Genomic DNA, 16,228 nt, shown 5'->3' with positions numbered 1-16,228 from the left:
GGGGCCGGCCGACGGTGCGCGTCGGCCGGCCCCAGGACCCGTGCGCACACGAAAGGCATTGGACAGGGGGCGCTGGCCAGAGCTTTCGAACGCAAGGGGTACGACTGTCATGACCACAACCGACCTACCCGCTTCAGTCCCCTACCGGGAGGTGGCGGACGCCAACGGCCGGGTGTACCGGGTTGGCGAGACCGACATCGACATCATGGGGCGCAAACGCAAGTGGATGGTGATCCTGCCCTGGGTGGGCATGATGGGGATCTCCTCCGCCGAGTACGCGTTCGCCTCCGCGGAGGACACCCTCCACACCGCGCACCACTGGGACAGCGGTCACATCTTCTGGATGATGACCGTCTGGGTGTTCTTCCAGGCCGCCGTGGCCTTCCCGGCCGGACGGCTGCGGGAGAGCGGCAAGCTGCCCGCCCGCTGGGCGATGATGCTCGGCGCGACGGGCACCCTGCTGGGCTACCTGTCGCTGGCCTTCGCGCCGCATGTCGTGTTCGCCTACATAGGCTTCAGCATGTTCAGCGGCATGGGCGCGGGCATGGTGTACGCGACCTGCGTCAACATGGTGGGCAAGTGGTACCCGGAGCGCAGGGGCGGCAAGACCGGCTTCGTCAACGGCGGCTTCGCCTACGGCTCGGTGCCGTTCGTCTTCCTGTTCACCGGCTACATGGACCTCACCAACTTCCGCTGGGTGCTGGTCAGCGTGGGTGTCCTGCTGGCCACGATGGTCGCGGTGGCCGGCGCGTTCTTCAAGGACCCGCCGAAGAACTGGTGGCCGGCGAACATCGACCCGCTGCACCCGCCTGAGGATCCGCGCGCCCGTCGCTCCCTGGAGAAGAACCCGCCGGCCGTCAAGCAGTACACGCCGCTGGAGGCCTGGCGGACCGGCCGGGTGGCACTGATGTGGTTCTGTCTGGCCTGCACCTCGGGCGTGAACATCTTCGGCATCGCCTTCCAGGTGGACATCGGTGAGGAGGCGGGCTTCGCGGGCGGGATCGTGGCCACCGCGATGTCGCTCAAGGCGATCGTCAACGGCACCGGGCGCGGTGTCATCGGCTGGCTCTCCGACCGCTACGGCCGCAAGCAGTGCCTGCTCGCCGTCTGCGTCATCCTGGGCCTGGCCCAGTTCGGCATCATCTGGTCGGCCGAGGCCAAGGTCCTGCCGCTGTTCCTGTTCTTCTCGGCGGTCTCCGGCTTCGGCGGAGGCGCCATCTTCCCCATGTTCGCGGCCCTCACCGCGGACTACTTCGGCGAGAACAACAACGCGACCAACTACGGCATGGTCTACAGCTCCAAGCTGGTCTCCGGGCTCGGTGCCGGCATGGGCTCCGTGGTGGTCGGCGCCTGGGGGCACTCCGGTGCCTTCATCCTGGCGGGCTGCATCTCGTTCTTCGCCGGATTCGTCGCGATCTTCCTGACGCCACCGGGCCGTCCCAAGGCCCGTGGCATCCGCCCCAATCCGCAACCGCTCGGTGAGGAGATGGCCTGATATGACGGCGGAACCCATCGCCGCAGGAAACAACGCGCCGGCCACCGGCGCGAAGTACCGAGAGATCACCGACGAGCACGGCCGGGTCTATCGCGTGGGCGAGACCGACCGCGACATCCTCGGCCACTCCCGCACGTTCATGGTCTATCTGCCATGGGTCGCGATGATGGCCATCAGCGTCTCCGAGTACGCCTTCGGCTCGGCCGAGGACACCCTGTCCCACGCACACGGGTGGACCCAGTCCAACACGTTCTGGATCCTGAGCGTCTGGGTGTTCTTCCAGGCCGGCATCGCGTTCCCCGCCGGCTGGCTGCGCGAGAAGGGCATCCTGTCGGCCCGGCGGGCCATGTACGCCGGATCCCTGCTGTGCCTGTTCAGCTTCCTGGCCCTGTCCCACTTCGACAACGTGTGGCTGGCCATTCTCGGGTTCGGTGTGATCGGCGGCCTGGGTTCCGGCCTGGTCTACTCGACCTGCATCAACATGGTCGGCAAGTGGTTCCCGGAGCGGCGCGGCGCCCGCACCGGGTTCGTCAACGGCGGGTTCGCGTACGGGTCGCTGCCGTTCATCTTCATCTTCAACTACGGCTTCGACACCGCGAACTACCACCGGGTCCTGGACCTCATCGGCTGCTACATCCTGGTCGTGGTCCTGGTGTGCGCGTTCTTCTTCAGGGACCCGCCGAAGAACTGGTGGCCCGCGAACGTCGACGTGCCGACCCGCGGGAGCGGCACCGGGAGCCTCGCGAAGAACCCGCCGGCGGTACGGCAGTACACGCCGAAGGAGGCGATCCGCACCGGCATGCTGCCGCTGATGTGGATCTCGGTCGTGATGACCGCCGGGGTGTCGATCTTCGGTATCTCCTTCCAGGTCGACTTCGCCAAGGAGATCGGTTTCGGCCCGCTGGTCGCCGCGTCCTCCATGGGCGTCATGGCGGTGATCAACGGCGTCGGGCGCGGTGTGGTGGGCTGGCTGTCGGACAAGTGGGGCCGCAAGCCGACCCTGGTGTTCGTCATCGTGGTGCTCGGACTCGCCCAGTTCGGCGTGATCTGGGCCGGGGACCTGAAGAGCGAGTGGCTGTTCCTGTTCTTCGCGTTCCTGTCCGGGTTCGGCGGCGGCGCGTTCTACCCCTTGTTCGCCGCGTTGACGCCGGACTACTTCGGGGAGAACTACAACGCCACCAACTACGGGCTCGTCTACAGCGGCAAGCTGATCAGCGGCCTGTTCGGCGGCGGGCTCGGCTCCATGGTGGTCGCCGCCTGGGGCTACAACGGCGCCTACGCGCTGGCCGGCGGCGTGTCGATGGCCGCGGCGGCACTGGCTCTGCTGCTGCGGCAGCCGGGACGGCAGCAAGCCGTGTCCTGAACGGCCACGGCCAGATACGGGCCGGCATGGGGCGGCCCCTCCCGCGGAAGGTGTGCGGGAGGGGCCGCCCCATGCGCGCGGGTCAGCGGCGGCGCTTGCGCAGGGCCGCCAGGTTGTCGTAGCTGATCTTGGCCTCGCGCAGCGACTGCGCCGGATCGGTGGCGCTCGGCGAGTTGTCGTCCTCGATCATCGGATTGCGGTAATTGCGCTGTCCGACCCGGGAGAAGAACGTCGTGTAGTCGATGACGCCGGTACCGAACGGCACCATGTCGTACCCCATGCCGTTGGTCGTGCTCACGACGCCGTCCTTGGCGTGGAACAGCGGATACCGCTTGTTGTGGCGGGCGACCAGACCGGCCGGGTCGAAGACGTCCTTCCGGGTGGAGCCGTCGTGGGCCGTGTAGGTGTGGAACTTGTACTGCGCGACGTGCGCCCAGAAGATGTCCATCTCCAGCCAGACCACCCTGGGGTCGGTGACCTTCAGGAAGTACTCCAGCTTGCGGACGCCGGAGCTGCGGGTGGGCCGGCCCTGGTCGTCCAGCGGGCCGCCGTCGAGGAGGAAGCCGTAGGCGGCGTCGTGGTTGTGGGTGTAGAGCTTGATGCCCGCGCGGCGGGCGATCTCGCCCATGGCGTTCCACTTGTCGGCGGCGACGTCCCAGTCGGCCCGGTAGGAACTGCCGGTGGGGTCGCCGCCGGTGCCCATGTGGTCCATGCCGAGGATGTTGGCGATCTCCAGGTGCTTCTTGAAGGTGTCCAGGTCGGCACTGGTCAGCGGCCAGGACGGCGGGATGAAGCCGTGGTTGCCCTGGGCACGCAGGCCGTGGTCGTCGAGCCAGGAGCGCAGCAGCCGGGCGCCCTGGACCGTCTCCAGGTCCGCGCCGCCGGGCGCGTTGGCGTGCTGGCGGTAGCCGGCGAACTCGACCTGGCGGTAGCCGTGGCGGGCGAGCTGCTTGAAGACCTCCCGGAACCCCGAGGGCAGGTCGGAGGCGAGCGGGTCACGGGCGGTGGCGTCGCGGACGGTGTAGAGGATGATGCCGCGCTTGTGCGCGGGGACGAGGAGGTCACCGCCGTGCCCGTGCCCGTGGTCGTGGTCGTGGTCGTGGTCGTGGCCGCCGCCTCGGCCCTGAGTGGCGAGGGCGGGGGTGGCGCCGAAGACGGGTGCCGCGATGGCCGCGCCGGTGACGGCGGTGCAGGTGCTGAGGAAACGGCGGCGGCCGACACCGAGGCTGCGGCGCAGGGCCTCGCCGGGGCCTTCGGTGTCTTCGGGGCCTGCGGTGCCGTCGGGGCCTGCGGTGCCGTCGGCACCGTCGGCGTCCTGGGTACGGTCCGTGACGGTGCGGGAAATGTCGGAGAACGGTCTCACGGTGCCTGCCTTCTCGGTCGTGACCTGCCCCGATGCCATGTCGGTGCGGTGGGGCGGGTCGTTGTAGAAGTGCTCGCCGGGGTCGTTGTCAGTGGTGCGTGCTTCACTTTCGGTAGCTGGAACTCACGGCCGTGCGTGGCCGTTCATCAGTCGAGTCCGGCGAGATGGAGCAGGAGTTGCTTGACGTCGGTGGCCGCGACGCGGTCGCCGACCGAGTGGGGGGTGGAGCAGATGAGGAGCGGACCGTCGTCGTCGCTCGCGGGAAGGCGGCCGTGGCTGCCGCGAATAGGTGAGGCGTCCAGCGGCACGACCGCCATGCGGTAGCGCATGCCGAGTTTCTTGCGGACCAGGGCGGTGGCCGCTTTGACCTTGACGTAGGGGTCGAGCGGGTCCATGAACAGCTCGACCGGGTCGTAGCCGGGTTTGCGGTGGATCTCGACGAGCTGCGCGAAGTCGGGCGCGCGGGCGTCGTCGAGCCAGTAGTAGTACGTGAACCAGGCGTCCGGCTCCGCGACGGCGACGAGCTCACCGGCGCGCGGATGGTCGAGGTGGTGGGCCTTCTTGCCCTCGTCGTCCAGGAGTTGCTCGATGCCGGGCAGCCCGGTCAGGGCGGCGCGGGTGGCGGCGAGGTCCTCGGGGCGGCGCACGTAGACGTGGGCGATCTGGTGGTCGGCGACCGCGAAGGCGCGGGAGGCCATCGGGTCGAGGTACTCCATGCCGTCCTGCGTGTGCACCTCCAGGAGGCCGGCGCGGCGCAGGGCGCGGTTGATGTCCACGGGCCGGTTCACCCGGGTGATGCCGTACTCGGACAGGGCGACCACGGTACGTCCCTCGGCGCGGGCGTCGTCGAGGAGCGGGGCCAGGGCCGCGTCCAGGTCGGTGGCGGCTTTCAGGGAGCGCGGGTCGTCGGGGCCGAAGCGCTGGAGGTCGTAGTCGAGGTGCGGGAGGTAGCACAGGGCCAGATCGGGGTGGCGGGTGCGCAGGATGTGCCGGGTGGCGTCGATGATCCACCGGCTGGAGACCAGGTCCGCGCCGGGTCCCCAGAAGTGGAAGAGAGGGAAGGTGCCGAGTGTGTCGGTCAGTTCGTCGTGCAGGGCCGGGGGCCGGGTGTAGCAGTCGGGTTCCTTGCGGCCGTCGGCGTAGTAGACGGGACGGGGGGTGACGGTGAGGTCGGTGTCGGCGCCCATGGCGTACCACCAGCAGATATTGGCGACCGTGTAGCCGGGGTGGGCGCGGCGGGCGGCGTCCCAGAGCTTGTCGCCGGCGACCAGTCCGTTGTGCTGACGCCACAGCAGGATGTCGCCGAGTTCGCGGAAGTACCAGCCGTTGCCGACGATGCCGTGTTCGGCGGGGAGGGTCCCGGTGAGGAAGGTGGACTGGGCGGCGCAGGTGACGGCGGGCAGGACGGTGCCGAGCGGCGCGCGGGAGCCCTGTTGGGCGAGCGTCTTGAGGTGGGGCATGTGGTCGAGGAGACGGGGGGTGAGGCCGACGACGTCCAGGACGAGGAGCGGGGTGGGGCCGGTGCCGGTGCCGGTGCCTTCGGGGCGGGCGGGTCCGGTCATGGCAGTTCCTTCAGGCCGAGGTCGGAGAGCAGTTCGCGGGCGAGGGTCAGCTCGGCGGCGATGCCGTCGGTGAGCTGGGCGCGGGCCCGGGGGCGCAGCTCGGGAGGGAGGGCCTGCCAGGTGTAGGTCTCCACCTCCAGATGCCGGGTGAAGGGGTGCGGGCCGCCGACGAGGCGGGTCAGCGTGGCTTTGAGGACGTCGAGGGTGGAGGTGAGCGGCGGGGCGGGGGCCGCGTGCAGGGGGACGTGGAAGTGAGCACGCCAGGGGGAGGTGTCGGGCAGGGCGTGGCCGGTGAGGGCCTGTTGCAGGTCGTCGGTGCCGTGGAGGGTGTGGTCCGGGTTGCGGGTGCCGTTCGGTACCTGATCCGGGTCTTGGGGCCCGTTCGGTACCTGATCCGCCGGGCCGTGGGTGCCGTTCGGTACCTGAACCGGGCCGTAGGTGCCGTTCGGTACCTGGTTCAGGGCGTCGGGGCTGTGCGGGCGGGGGCCGGTCGGGGTGGTGGTGCGGGTCTGGTGCAGGAAGCGCGGTTCGGCGAAGGCGGTGAGTGCTTCGCGGACCTCGGGGAGACGGGGGTGTTCGGCGTGCAGGGCGGCGGAGAGCTGGGATTTGACGACGGGGACGTGGGCGGCGGTGAGGGCGTCCAGGGCGGTGCCCGGGTCTTCGAAGGAGGTGGCGAGGTGACAGGTGTCGACACAGATGCCGATGCGGTCGTGGCCGATCGCGGTGAGCGGGGCGATGGCGTCCCGGGTCGTTTCGACGACACAGCCGGGTTCGGGTTCCAGGCCGACGCGGATGGAGCGGCCGGTCAGCTCCTGGAGCGCGTCGAGGCGTTCGGCGAGGGTGCCCAGGGCGGCGCGGGCCTTCTCGGCGCGGGCGTCGTCATAGGCGGTGCGCCAGGCCAGCGGAAGGGTGGAGATGCTGCCCTCGGTGACATCGTCGGGGAGCAGTGCGGCCAGGACACGGGCGAGGGAGGTGGTGTGCTCCAGGCGCTCGGGGTCGGCCCAGTCCGGCTTGTAGACGCGGTACTTGACCTCTTCCGCGCCGAACCCTTCATAGGGGAAGCCGTTGAGGGTGACCACCTCCAGGCCGCGCCGGTCGAGTTCGGCCCGCAGGCCGCGCAGCGCGGACGGGTCGGTGACCAGGGCGTGGGCGGCGTCGCGGGCCAGCCACAGGCCGATGCCGAGCCGGTCGCGGCCCAGCCGGCGGCGCACTGGTTCGCAGTGGTCGCGGAGTTGGGCGAGGACGCCGTCGAGGGTCTCGGCGGGGTGCACGTTGGTGCAGTAGGCGAGGTGGACGACGGAGCCGTCGGGGTGCCGGAAGCGCATCGCTCACTCACCGCCGCGCAGGATCGAGTTGCCCTCGTGGGTGGTGTCGGGCGTCGTGACCTCGAGTTCGAGGCGTCCGCTGAGCCCGTAGAAGGCGACCGGGTTGCGCCACAGCACCCGGTCCACGTCGTCCTCGTCGAAGCCCTCGGCGAGCATCAGGTCGGCGACCTTGCGGGTCTTGAGCGGGTCGCTGCGGCCCCAGTCGGCGGCGGAGTTCACCAGCACCTGGTCGGGTCCGTACGCGCGCAGGATCGCGACCATCCGCGCCTCGTCCATCTTGGTGTCCGGATAGACGGAGAAGCCGAGCCAGCAGCCGGCGTCCTTGGCCTCCTTGACGGTGGTCTCGTTGAGGTGGTCGACCAGGACCCGGTCGACGGGGAGCGCCGATTCCCGGACCAGGTCGAGGGTGCGGCGCAGACCGGCCGGCTTGTCGCGGTGCGGGGTGTGCACCAGCGCGGGCAGGCCGTGGTCGGCGGCGAGCTGGAGCTGGGCGGCGAGCGCGGTGTCCTCGGCGGGGGTCATCGAGTCGTAGCCGATCTCACCGACGGCGACGACGCGGTCCTTCAGCAGATAGCGGGGCAGTTCGTCGAGGACGGGGGCGCAGCGCGGGTCGTTGGCCTCCTTGGGATTGAGGGCGATCGTGCAGTGGTGGGCGATGCCGTACTGGGCGGCGCGGAAGGGTTCCCAGCCGAGGAGGGAGTCGAAGTAGTCACGGAAGGAGGCGGGCGAGGTGCGGGGCTGGCCGAGCCAGAAGGCGGGTTCGACGAGGGCACGGACACCCGCGGCATACATGGCCTCGTAGTCGTCGGTGGTCCGGGAGGTCATGTGGATGTGGGGGTCGAAGATGCGCATCAGGACTCCTTGCCGTGGGGGTCTGCCGGGCCGTGCGACTCGGTCGCCGGTTCGGTCAGGGCCAGGACGCGGTGCAGGTCTTCGGGGACTGGGCGGCCGGCGGCGGTGCGTTCGGCGGCGTAGTCGGCGAGCATCCGGGCGAGTTCGGCGTCCCCGCGGGCCCGGCGGTCCAGCTCCGCCACCTGGCCGACACCGACGCCGGTGAACAGGCACTTCAGTACCGCGTGCCGCCACTGGTGGTCATCGAGGTGCCGGGCGGCGTACGGGCCGACGGCGGCGGCCAGCAGCCGGGTGTCGTTGGTGCGCAGGGCGTCCTCGACGAGCGGGCGGGCGTCGGCGCCGGGCACCAGGTGCGGCAGGGCGTGCAGGACGGCGCGGCGTTCGTCGGCGGTGCCCTGGTGGTAGACCCGGGCCAGGGTGTCCGCGTCGGCGCGGGCCGCGTGCAGGATCAGGACGCGGACGGCGTCGGCGTGGCCGGGGCCGCACCGGCGGCCGGCTTCGGCGAGGCGCAGTTCCCACACGGAGATCGGGCCGTGGCCGCCGGGATGGGTGGCGGCCTCGTCGAGGGCCTGCTCCAGCCAGCGGCGGGCGGCGGTGTCGAGCCGGGCGGTGACGGCGGCACGCAGGTCGGGGGGCGGGGTGAGGGCGGGGCCGGCGCCCTGGTGCCAGGCATCGTGCGGGGTGTCGTCCCGGGTGTCGTCCCGCGCGGCGTCGGTGCCCCGGTCCCGGGCGGCGTCGGGGTCTTCCGAGCGCCGGGTGGGGTGGGTGGCGTGCGGTCGTGTCATGGCGTGCTCCCTTGTGGGGTGGCGGAGGGCACGCCTGGGGGTGGGGCGGCCGGCGCCGGGAGATGGTCGGTGGCGGTGGGGGTCCGCGTGGTGGGAGTCCGAGTGGTGAGAGTCCGGGCGGTGGGAGTCCGAGTGGTGAGAGTCCGGGCGGTGGGAGTCCGAGTGGTGAGAGTCCGGGCGGTGGGAGTCCGAGTGGTGGTGAAGGTCCGGTTGGTGGTGGGGACGGCGGCGGAGGTCGCCGCCCGGTGGAGGAACGGGAGGGAGCGGGCGGCGAAGTGGGGGCCGGCGTGGGAGTGGCGGGGCAGTTCGACGACGGTCAGGCCCTGGTAGCCGGTGGCGGCGAGGGCCGCGAGGACGGGCGGGAAGTCGATCTCCCCGTCCCCGAACGGGAGGTGCTCATGGACACCGCGGCGCATGTCCTCGATCTGGACGTGCCGCAGCCAGGGACCGGCGGCGCGGACGCAGTCGGCGGGAGGGAGGGGTTCGAGGCACTGGCAGTGGCCGATGTCGAGGGTGAGGCCGAGCGGCTCGGGATCGCCGAGGGCGCGGCGCAGATGGTGGAAGTCGGCCAGGGTGGCGAGGAGGTGACCGGGTTCGGGCTCGACGGCGAGCGGGACGCCGGCGGTGGCGGCGGCGTCCACCACGGGGGCGAGGGCGGCGGTCAGACGTTCCCATGCCACCCGGGTGCCGGTGCCGTCCGGGGTGATGCCGCTGAAGCAGTGGACGGCGTGCGCGCCGAGGTCGGCGGCGACGCGTACGGCGGTGAGCAGCAGGTCGACGCGGCGGGCGCGGTCGTCGGGGTCGGGGTCGAGGAGGGAGGGGCCGTGTTTGCGACGCGGGTCGAGGACATAGCGGGCGCCGGTCTCGACGGTGACCCCCAGGCTGAGGGCGGCCAGCCGGTGCGCGACCCGGCGGGTGCGGGCGGCCAGGTCCGGGGCGAGCGGGTCGAGGTGCATGTGGTCGAGGGTCAGTCCGACCCCGTCGTAGCCGAGGTCGGCGAGGAGCGGGAGGGCGTCGTCCAGGCGGAGGTCGGCGAGACCGTTGGTGCCGTAGCCGAATCGGAGCGGGGCGACGACGGCGTCCTGCGGTGCGGCGGGCGGCGTCACGTGATGCTCACCTTCCCGGCGAACCGCCGGCCCAGCGGGGCGAGCCCGGCGATCAGCAGACCGAGCGTGCTCGCGCCGGAGCGGGAGGCGAGCGCGGCCTGGAGGGGGATCGTGGCGCGGATGCCACCGCCGACGGCCCGTTGGGTGAGCGGGGGTGAGGGATTGAGGGCGGCGTGGAGGTAGGGGCGGGCGGCGGTGACGGCGTAGGCGGCGCCGAGGCACGCGGTGGGCCACGACGCGGCTGACCGACCCGGCTCGGGTCGGGGTCCCGGCTCGGGTCGGGGTCCCGGCTCGGGCCTGGGCGCCGGGGTGAGGCCCGACAGGCCGGGGGAGGCTGCTTCCCGTCGGCCTGTCGGGAGTCGGGCGGGCGGCCGGGTCACCAGCCGGGTCAGTACGGCGGTGGTGGCGAGGGCCGCGAGCGGGGCGAGTGCCGAGCCGCCGGTGGTCTCCCGGCGGGACACCGCCGTGACCGCGAGGGTGTGGGTGCCGAGGAGGGCGGCGGAGGGCAGCGCCGGGCGGGTGCGGCCCGCGGTGGCGGCGGCGCCGAGGAGCAGGTCCAGGGCACGGGCCCCGGCCATGGCGACCGGGCCGGCGGGCGTGTGCTTCAGGGCGAGGTCGTAGGCCCAGACGGTCGCCGCGAGGGGCGCGGCCACCGTGAGGGCGGGGCGGCCGGCGCCGGCGGCGAGGGCCAGACCGGCACCGGTCAGGACGCAGGCCGCGGCGAGAGCGGCGGACGGGCTCACCCGGCCGGACGGAAGGGGGCGGTGGGGGCGTTCGGCGGCGTCCTCGGTGCGGTCGGCCCAGTCGTTGAGGACCATACCGGCCTCGTACAGACAGACGGAGGAACCGATGGAGAGCAGTGTGCGGTACCCGGGCCGGACCCCGGCCGCCGCGGCACCGGCCAGTACGTCGCCGGGGACGGTGAACAGGGCGGGCAGCCGCAGGAGTTCAACCCAGGCGCGGACGTGGGGGCGGGTGCGGGCACCGGCGCGGGTGCTGGTGCGGGTGCGGGCTCGCGCTTCGGCATCGGACCGGGAGGTGGCCGGCCCGGGGGCGCCGACATCCGGGATGTACGGCTCCGTTGCATCGCCCGATGCCGCGTCCCGCACAACGCCCGCGCCCATGCCCGCGCCCATGCCCGTACCCATGCCCGTACCCGTACTCGCGCCCACGCCCACGCCAGTCACCCGCCTCACCGGCGCTCCCCGGAGCCGGCAGAGCCGGCAGAGCCGGCGGAATCGGCAGGGCCGGCGGAATCGGCAGGGCCAACCGAATCGGTCGAGTCGTCGCCCGGCGGCCGCGTCCTCAGACGTTCCGCGAAGCCGAGGAGTTCCGCGTACTGGTCGCCCAGGCCGGACGGCCCGTCCCCCACCGGGTCCTTGAAGTAGAAGCCCAGTTCGCGCAGCGGGCCGGTCAGGCCCCGTTCATGGGAGCGGGCGACGAGGCGGGCCAGGTCCAGGACGAGGGGCGCGGCGAGCGCGGAGTCGCAGCCCTGCCAGATGGTCTGGAGGATCATGCGGGTGCCGAGGAAGCCGTCGAAGGCGATGTGGTCCCAGGCGGTCTTGAAGTCGCCGAGCGCGGGGACGTCGTCGATGTGGACCTCACCCTCGACGGTGGCGCCGAGGGTGTCGGCGAGGACGCGTTCCTTGCCGGCGTTCTTGGCCGCCGCGGCGGCCGGGTCGGCGAGGGCCGCGCCGTCACCGCCGCCGAGGAGGTTGGTGCCGGACCAGGCCCGGACGGTGAGCGCCCGCTGGGTGAACATCGGGCCGAGGACCGAGCGCAGCAGGGTCTGGCCGGTCTTGCCGTCGCGGCCGGCGTACGGCAGGCCGCTGGACGCCGCCTCGGCGGCCAGGGACGGGTGGTGCATACCGGTGGAGGGGGTGAAGTTGACGTACGGGCAGCCGGCGCGCAGGGCGGCCGCCGCGTAGAGGGAGCTGGGCGGCAGGTCCCGGCCGGTGGCGAGCGGCTCGGTGGAGGCCACGTTGACGACCACCGCGCGGGCCGCCCCGGAGCGGCGGACGAAGTCGCGGATGTCGGTGGCGAAGGCGGTGACGAGTTCCTCGGCGGACCGGTTGTCGCCGGGCAGCGGGCCGCCGGGGCGGATCTCTCGGTCGGTGGCGACGAGTTCGGCGGCGACCGCGGCGGGGAGGCCGGGGGGCAGCACTCCCCCGGCGGCCAGCGCCTCGGCCCGCTTCGGGAGGGGGCAGTCCACGGTGTCGTGGCCGCCGAAGACGAGGGTGGAGAGGGCGGGGAGGGCGGAGCCGGTGAAGGGGGGTGTCTCGGTCACCATGCCGGTCGGCCGGCGCAGGCCGGCGGTCACGGCGGCGCAGCCCGCCACCACGGTGGTGGCCACGGAACCGCGGGCGCCGATCAGCCACACACCGGTGCGGGAAGCGGAGAACGAGGACGAGGACGGGGAGGAAGACGGGGACGAAGAGGAAGGGGACGCGGACATGGGCAGCCTCCTTGTCGAACGCGTCGGGGTGGAACCCCGGAGAAACCGGGCGATGCCCCGGCGGATCCGGGTGGTGACGGCGGGCGGGGGTCCGGCGTCCCCCGCCCGCCGCCGTCTGGTGAGCCCGAAAGAACAGAACGGGCTAGGAGGGCAGTTCCCTCAGCTGGATGTCCCGGAAGGAGACCTTGTCGGCGGCACCGTGGTTCTGGAGACCTATGTAGCCGTCGGTCAGGCTCCGCTCGGGGTCCGTGTTGGTGAAGTCGTTGATCTTGACTCCGTTGAGAAACACCTGGAGGCGTTCGCCCTGGACCTTGATCTCGTAGGAGTTCCACTGGCCGGGCGGGCGCAGCACCTGGTCACGGGCCTTGATGTTGGCCGACTTGAAGGAGTACACGGCGCCCGTGGTGCGGTCGGCCGCGTCCGTCGCGTCGATCTGGATCTCGTAGCCCTTGTCCACCGCGGACCAGGGGTCGTCGGAGGCCGGGAAGCCCACGAAGATTCCGGAGTTGTCGTCGCCGCGCATCTTCCAGTCGAGCTTGAGCGAGTACGACTTCAGCTCCTTGGCCTGGTACCAGAGCAGGCCCATGCCGCCGTTGGACTCCAGGGTGCCGTCCTTGACGTCGAACGTGCCGGGGCCGGCCTGCTTCCAGCCGTCCAGGGTCTGGCCGTTGAAGATCTTCCGGTAGCCCTTGTCCGGCTTGCAGTCGGCCTTGACCTGGCCGGTGGCGTACTGGAGGCCGCCGAGCAGGTGGGCGCGGAAGGCTTCCTCGGCGTACGACTCCTTGGTGTGGCCGAGGCCGGTGTAGAAGGAGCGGCCGCCCTCGTAGCTCTGGCACCAGGCGATCGGGTGGTCGCCCTTCATGGTGCCGCCCTGGTAGGTGGTCTCGTCGAGGGTGGCGAGCACCTTGACCCGGTCGCGCGGGTTGGTGCGGTAGTTGTACAGCTCGTCGGTGCGCGCCCAGGTGTCGTCCAGGTGGGCGGTGGCCGGGTGGTCCTGGTCCTCGACCCGCACGGTGGCCTGTTGCTGGGCCGGGTGCGAGTCGAAGTAGGCGCCGACCAGGCCGCCGTAGAACTGCCAGTCGTACTCGGTGTCGGCGGCGGCGTGGACGCCGAGGTAGCCGCCACCGCCGCGCACGTAGTTCTCGAACGCCGTCTGCTGCTCGGCGTTCAGTACGTCACCCGTGGTGGAGAGGAAGGCGACCGCGTCGTACTTGGCGAGGTTGGCGGTGGTGAACTGCTTGGCCTCCTCGGTGGCGGTGACGGTGATGCCGGCCGGGGCGCCGAGTTCCTTCAGGGCCGCGATGCCCTCGGGGATGGCGTCGTGCCGGAAGCCGGCCGTCTTGGAGAAGACCAGGACCTTCTTGCCGTCCCGGTACGGCTCCTTGGAGAACTCGAAGTCGTCCACGTCGAACAGCGCGCCCTCGCCGCCCTTGAAGACGAGGTAGATGTCGGTGGTCTTCTTCGGCAGGGCGCGCAGCGGTACGTCGACGTCCTGGAAGGACTCCCAGCCGCCGGTCGGCGGGATGTAGGCCGAGCCGTGCAGCGGGCCGGTGGGCGAGCCGGTGCGCAGTTCGACGTAGCCGCCGGCGCCGCCGGAGGAGGCGCGGACGGTCAGCTTCTTCTGCCCGTCGAACTTGTACGGCGTGAAGGAGATCCAGTCGCCGTCGTTGATGTCGCCGACGGTCTTGCCGCCGTTGGCGCCGGTCTTGTCGATGGCGGAGACGCCCTGCTGGGTGGTGAAGTGCTCGGCCTGGCGGTGCAGCGGCTGGAGCACGGTGCGGGCGGTGCCGGTCAGCGCCTCCTGGCCGCCTGCCCCGCCGTCGGTGTAGCTGGCGCCGACGACACCGTAGATGTTGGCGTTGGGGTCGTGTCCGCCGTCCCCGGCGGGCGGCGTGAGGGTGCCCGCACAGCCGGTCTCGCTGGTCAGCTCGTGGGCGTGGTGGTCGTGGCCGAGGCTGTAGACGACCTTGACCTTGGAGCAGTCGACGGTCTCCTCGGGGTCGGTCACCGTCACCTTGAAGGGGACCGGCTCACCGAAGGCGGCCAGGGCGCCGTCGCCGGGTATGTCGATCTTCACCGTGGGTTCGGTGTTGCCGACCACGATGCGGACGCTGGCGGTGCCGGTGTTGCCCTCGGGGTCCTTGGCGGTGAAGGTGGCGCTGTAGGTGCCCGCCTTCTTGTAGCGGTGGGTGGCGGTCAGCCCCGTGCCCGTGGTGCCGTCGCCGAAGTCCCAGCTGTAGGTGAGGTCCGGGGAGTCGGCGTCGGTGGCCGAGCCGGTGAACTTGACCCGCAGGCCGGCCGCCCCGGACGTCTTGTCGGCGCTCACCTCGGCGATCGGGGAGAAGCCGTCCTCGGCGCTCTCGATCCGGTAGAGGGCGGAGTCGTCGTCGCCCTGGAACCAGGACAGTCCGTAGTCGAGGACGTAGAGCGCGCCGTCCGGGCCGAACTCCATGTCCATGATCTGGGTGCCGGTCCACGGGAAGTCGTTGATCGCGGCGACCGAGCCGTCGTCGTTCTGCTCGATCGGCTTGATCCACTGGCGGCCGAACTCACCGGCGAAGAACTGCCCGTCGTACTCCTCGGGGAACTTCACCTCGGAGTCCAGGTCGGGGTCGTAGCGGTAGACCGGGCCGGCCATCGGGGACTCGGAGCCGCTGCCGAACTCGGGCACCGAGTCGTCGTCGTACGGGATCCAGGCGGCCTGCGCGGGCGGCAGGTCGACCAGGCCGGTGTTGTGCGGCGAGGTGTTCTTCGGGGCGGCGCAGTCGAAGGTCCCGCCGGAGGTGCCGGTGGCGAAGTCGTAGTCGACGTACGGGTCGTTGTCGCCGGTGCAGAACGGCCAGCCGAAGTTGGCGGCCTCGGTGACCTTGGCGAACTCGACCTGTCCGGCCGGGCCCCGGTCCGGGTCGGCGGCGCCCGCGTCGGGGCCGTAGTCACCGACGTAGACGGTGCCGGTCTCGTCGTCGACGCTCATCCGGAACGGGTTGCGGAAGCCCATCGCGTAGATCTCGGGACGGGTCCTGTCGGTGCCGGGGGCGAACAGGTTGCCGTCCGGGACGGTGTACGAGCCGTCCTCGGCGACCTTGATCCGCAGGATCTTGCCGCGCAGGTCGTTGGTGTTGCCGGAGCTGCGGCGGGCGTCGAAGGCCGGGTTGCGGTCGGGGCGCTCGTCGATCGGGGTGAAGCCGTCCGAGGCGAACGGGTTGGAGTCGTCGCCGGTGGAGAGGTACAGGTTGCCGTCGGCGTCGAAGTCGATGTCACCGCCGACGTGGCAGCAGGTGCCGCGCGAGGCCGCGACGTCCAGGACCTTCTTCTCGCTGGCCGGGTCCAGGGTGCCGTTGGGGTTGAGGACGAACCGGGAGAGCCGGTTGACGCCGTCGAACTTGGCGAAGTCGGCGGCGGAGCCGTTCTCCGGGGCGTCGCCCTCGGGGGTGTCCAGCGGCGGGGCGTAGTAGAGGTAGATCGCCCGGTTGTTCGCGAAGTCCGGGTCGATGCCGACGCCCTGGAGGCCCTCCTCGTCGTGGCTGTAGACCGGGATCTTTCCGGCGACCTTGGTGACGCCGCCCTCGTCGGTGAGGCGCAGGGTGCCGTCGCGGGAGGTGTGCAGGACGCTGCGGTCCGGAAGCACGGCGAGCGACATCGGCTCACCCATCTCGGGTTCGCCCTTGGCCAGCGGCACCTGCTGGAACTGCCCCTCGGCGGCGGCCGGAGCGTCCTGGGCAGCGGCGCCGGGCTGGGCGCCGGCCACCGTGGCCGGCGCGCCCACGGCCAGCAGCAGGCCGGCCAAGAGGGCGAGCGGGGTGCGGAGTCTGGTTCTCCTGGTGGTGCTGGGCCTGGTTCTGGGCCTGGTGCTGAGCCTGGTTCTGTGCACGAGATCCCTCCGGGAACGGGTGTGCCGTACGGGTGGGTGCGTAGAACGTGC

At 71.7% G+C, this 16,228-nt stretch carries 10 protein-coding genes and 2 pseudogenes; 2 read left to right on the top strand and 10 right to left on the bottom strand.

Going from position 1 to position 16,228, the window contains the following annotated elements; translation table 11 throughout:
- Positions 1 to 109: 109 nt before the first annotated feature.
- Together ACTT8P_RS08530 and ACTT8P_RS08525 are read left to right on the top strand one after the other, a co-directional pair.
- Complete coding sequence (locus tag ACTT8P_RS08530; protein ID WP_442830928.1) at positions 110 to 1,495, top strand: OFA family MFS transporter; 1,386 nt, start codon at positions 110 to 112, stop codon at positions 1,493 to 1,495.
- A 1-nt stretch (position 1,496) separates the two neighbouring features.
- Positions 1,497 to 2,858 carry an OFA family MFS transporter gene (locus ACTT8P_RS08525; protein WP_442830927.1) on the top strand — a complete coding sequence of 454 codons (1,362 nt, stop codon included), beginning with the start codon at positions 1,497 to 1,499 and terminating at the stop codon, positions 2,856 to 2,858.
- A gap of 82 nt (positions 2,859 to 2,940) precedes the next feature.
- Here the strand turns inward: ACTT8P_RS08525 and ACTT8P_RS08520 are convergent, their stop codons facing one another.
- The 10 genes and pseudogenes from ACTT8P_RS08520 to ACTT8P_RS08475 all read right to left on the bottom strand — a co-directional run bounded on the left by ACTT8P_RS08520 (position 2,941) and on the right by ACTT8P_RS08475 (position 16,177).
- Positions 2,941 to 4,221 (bottom strand): sugar phosphate isomerase/epimerase family protein, encoded by a 1,281-nt coding sequence (locus ACTT8P_RS08520; protein ID WP_442830926.1) that lies wholly within the window; start codon positions 4,219 to 4,221, stop codon positions 2,941 to 2,943.
- Positions 4,222 to 4,367: 146 nt separating this feature from the next.
- Entirely contained in the window at positions 4,368 to 5,783 is a 1,416-nt protein-coding gene (locus ACTT8P_RS08515; RefSeq protein ID WP_442830925.1) for a nucleotide pyrophosphatase/phosphodiesterase family protein, read from the bottom strand.
- A pseudogene (locus tag ACTT8P_RS08510) lies at positions 5,780 to 6,109 on the bottom strand (metabolite traffic protein EboE); the annotation flags it as partial. The pseudogene ACTT8P_RS08510 and the gene ACTT8P_RS08515, both read right to left, overlap by 4 nt.
- A gap of 138 nt (positions 6,110 to 6,247) precedes the next feature.
- Positions 6,248 to 7,108, bottom strand: a pseudogene (gene eboE, locus ACTT8P_RS08505) (metabolite traffic protein EboE); the annotation flags it as partial.
- A 3-nt stretch (positions 7,109 to 7,111) separates the two neighbouring features.
- Entirely contained in the window at positions 7,112 to 7,960 is an 849-nt protein-coding gene (locus tag ACTT8P_RS08500) for a TatD family hydrolase (RefSeq protein WP_442830924.1), read from the bottom strand.
- Positions 7,960 to 8,745 carry an EboA domain-containing protein gene (locus ACTT8P_RS08495; RefSeq protein ID WP_442830923.1) on the bottom strand — a complete coding sequence of 262 codons (786 nt, stop codon included), beginning with the start codon at positions 8,743 to 8,745 and terminating at the stop codon, positions 7,960 to 7,962. Before ACTT8P_RS08495 ends, ACTT8P_RS08500 begins: the two co-directional genes overlap by 1 nt.
- The gene (locus ACTT8P_RS08490; protein WP_442830922.1) at positions 8,742 to 9,851 is read right to left on the bottom strand and encodes a sugar phosphate isomerase/epimerase family protein; all 1,110 of its coding nucleotides are present in this window, start codon (positions 9,849 to 9,851) and stop codon (positions 8,742 to 8,744) included. The genes ACTT8P_RS08495 and ACTT8P_RS08490 overlap by 4 nt, the downstream gene beginning before the upstream one ends.
- Positions 9,848 to 10,999, bottom strand: a complete 1,152-nt coding sequence (locus tag ACTT8P_RS08485) for an SCO3242 family prenyltransferase (protein ID WP_442830921.1) — start codon at positions 10,997 to 10,999, stop codon at positions 9,848 to 9,850. The genes ACTT8P_RS08490 and ACTT8P_RS08485 overlap by 4 nt, the downstream gene beginning before the upstream one ends.
- Before the next feature lie 44 nt (positions 11,000 to 11,043).
- Positions 11,044 to 12,306 carry an inositol-3-phosphate synthase gene (locus ACTT8P_RS08480; protein WP_442830920.1) on the bottom strand — a complete coding sequence of 421 codons (1,263 nt, stop codon included), beginning with the start codon at positions 12,304 to 12,306 and terminating at the stop codon, positions 11,044 to 11,046.
- A 142-nt stretch (positions 12,307 to 12,448) separates the two neighbouring features.
- A complete protein-coding gene (locus ACTT8P_RS08475) occupies positions 12,449 to 16,177 on the bottom strand; it encodes a ThuA domain-containing protein (RefSeq protein ID WP_442830919.1) in 3,729 nt (1,242 codons plus the stop codon).
- Positions 16,178 to 16,228: the final 51 nt, after the last annotated feature.

The organism is Streptomyces sp. JW3 (assembly GCF_052216785.1).
Taxonomy (GTDB): domain Bacteria; phylum Actinomycetota; class Actinomycetes; order Streptomycetales; family Streptomycetaceae; genus Streptomyces.
This window is presented reverse-complemented; position numbering and strand designations above follow the sequence as displayed.

Bases quoted from the DNA above. Each gene is read 5' to 3' on its own strand.
- ACTT8P_RS08530 (WP_442830928.1), top strand. From the start codon at position 110: ATGACCACAACCGACCTACCCGCTTCAGTCCCCTACCGGGAGGTGGCG.
- ACTT8P_RS08525 (WP_442830927.1), top strand. From the start codon at position 1,497: ATGACGGCGGAACCCATCGCCGCAGGAAACAACGCGCCGGCCACCGGC.
- ACTT8P_RS08515 (WP_442830925.1), bottom strand. From the start codon at position 5,783: ATGACCGGACCCGCCCGCCCCGAAGGCACCGGCACCGGCACCGGCCCC.
- ACTT8P_RS08500 (WP_442830924.1), bottom strand. From the start codon at position 7,960: ATGCGCATCTTCGACCCCCACATCCACATGACCTCCCGGACCACCGAC.
- ACTT8P_RS08495 (WP_442830923.1), bottom strand. From the start codon at position 8,745: ATGACACGACCGCACGCCACCCACCCCACCCGGCGCTCGGAAGACCCC.
- ACTT8P_RS08485 (WP_442830921.1), bottom strand. From the start codon at position 10,999: ATGGGTACGGGCATGGGCGCGGGCATGGGCGCGGGCGTTGTGCGGGAC.
- ACTT8P_RS08480 (WP_442830920.1), bottom strand. From the start codon at position 12,306: ATGTCCGCGTCCCCTTCCTCTTCGTCCCCGTCTTCCTCCCCGTCCTCG.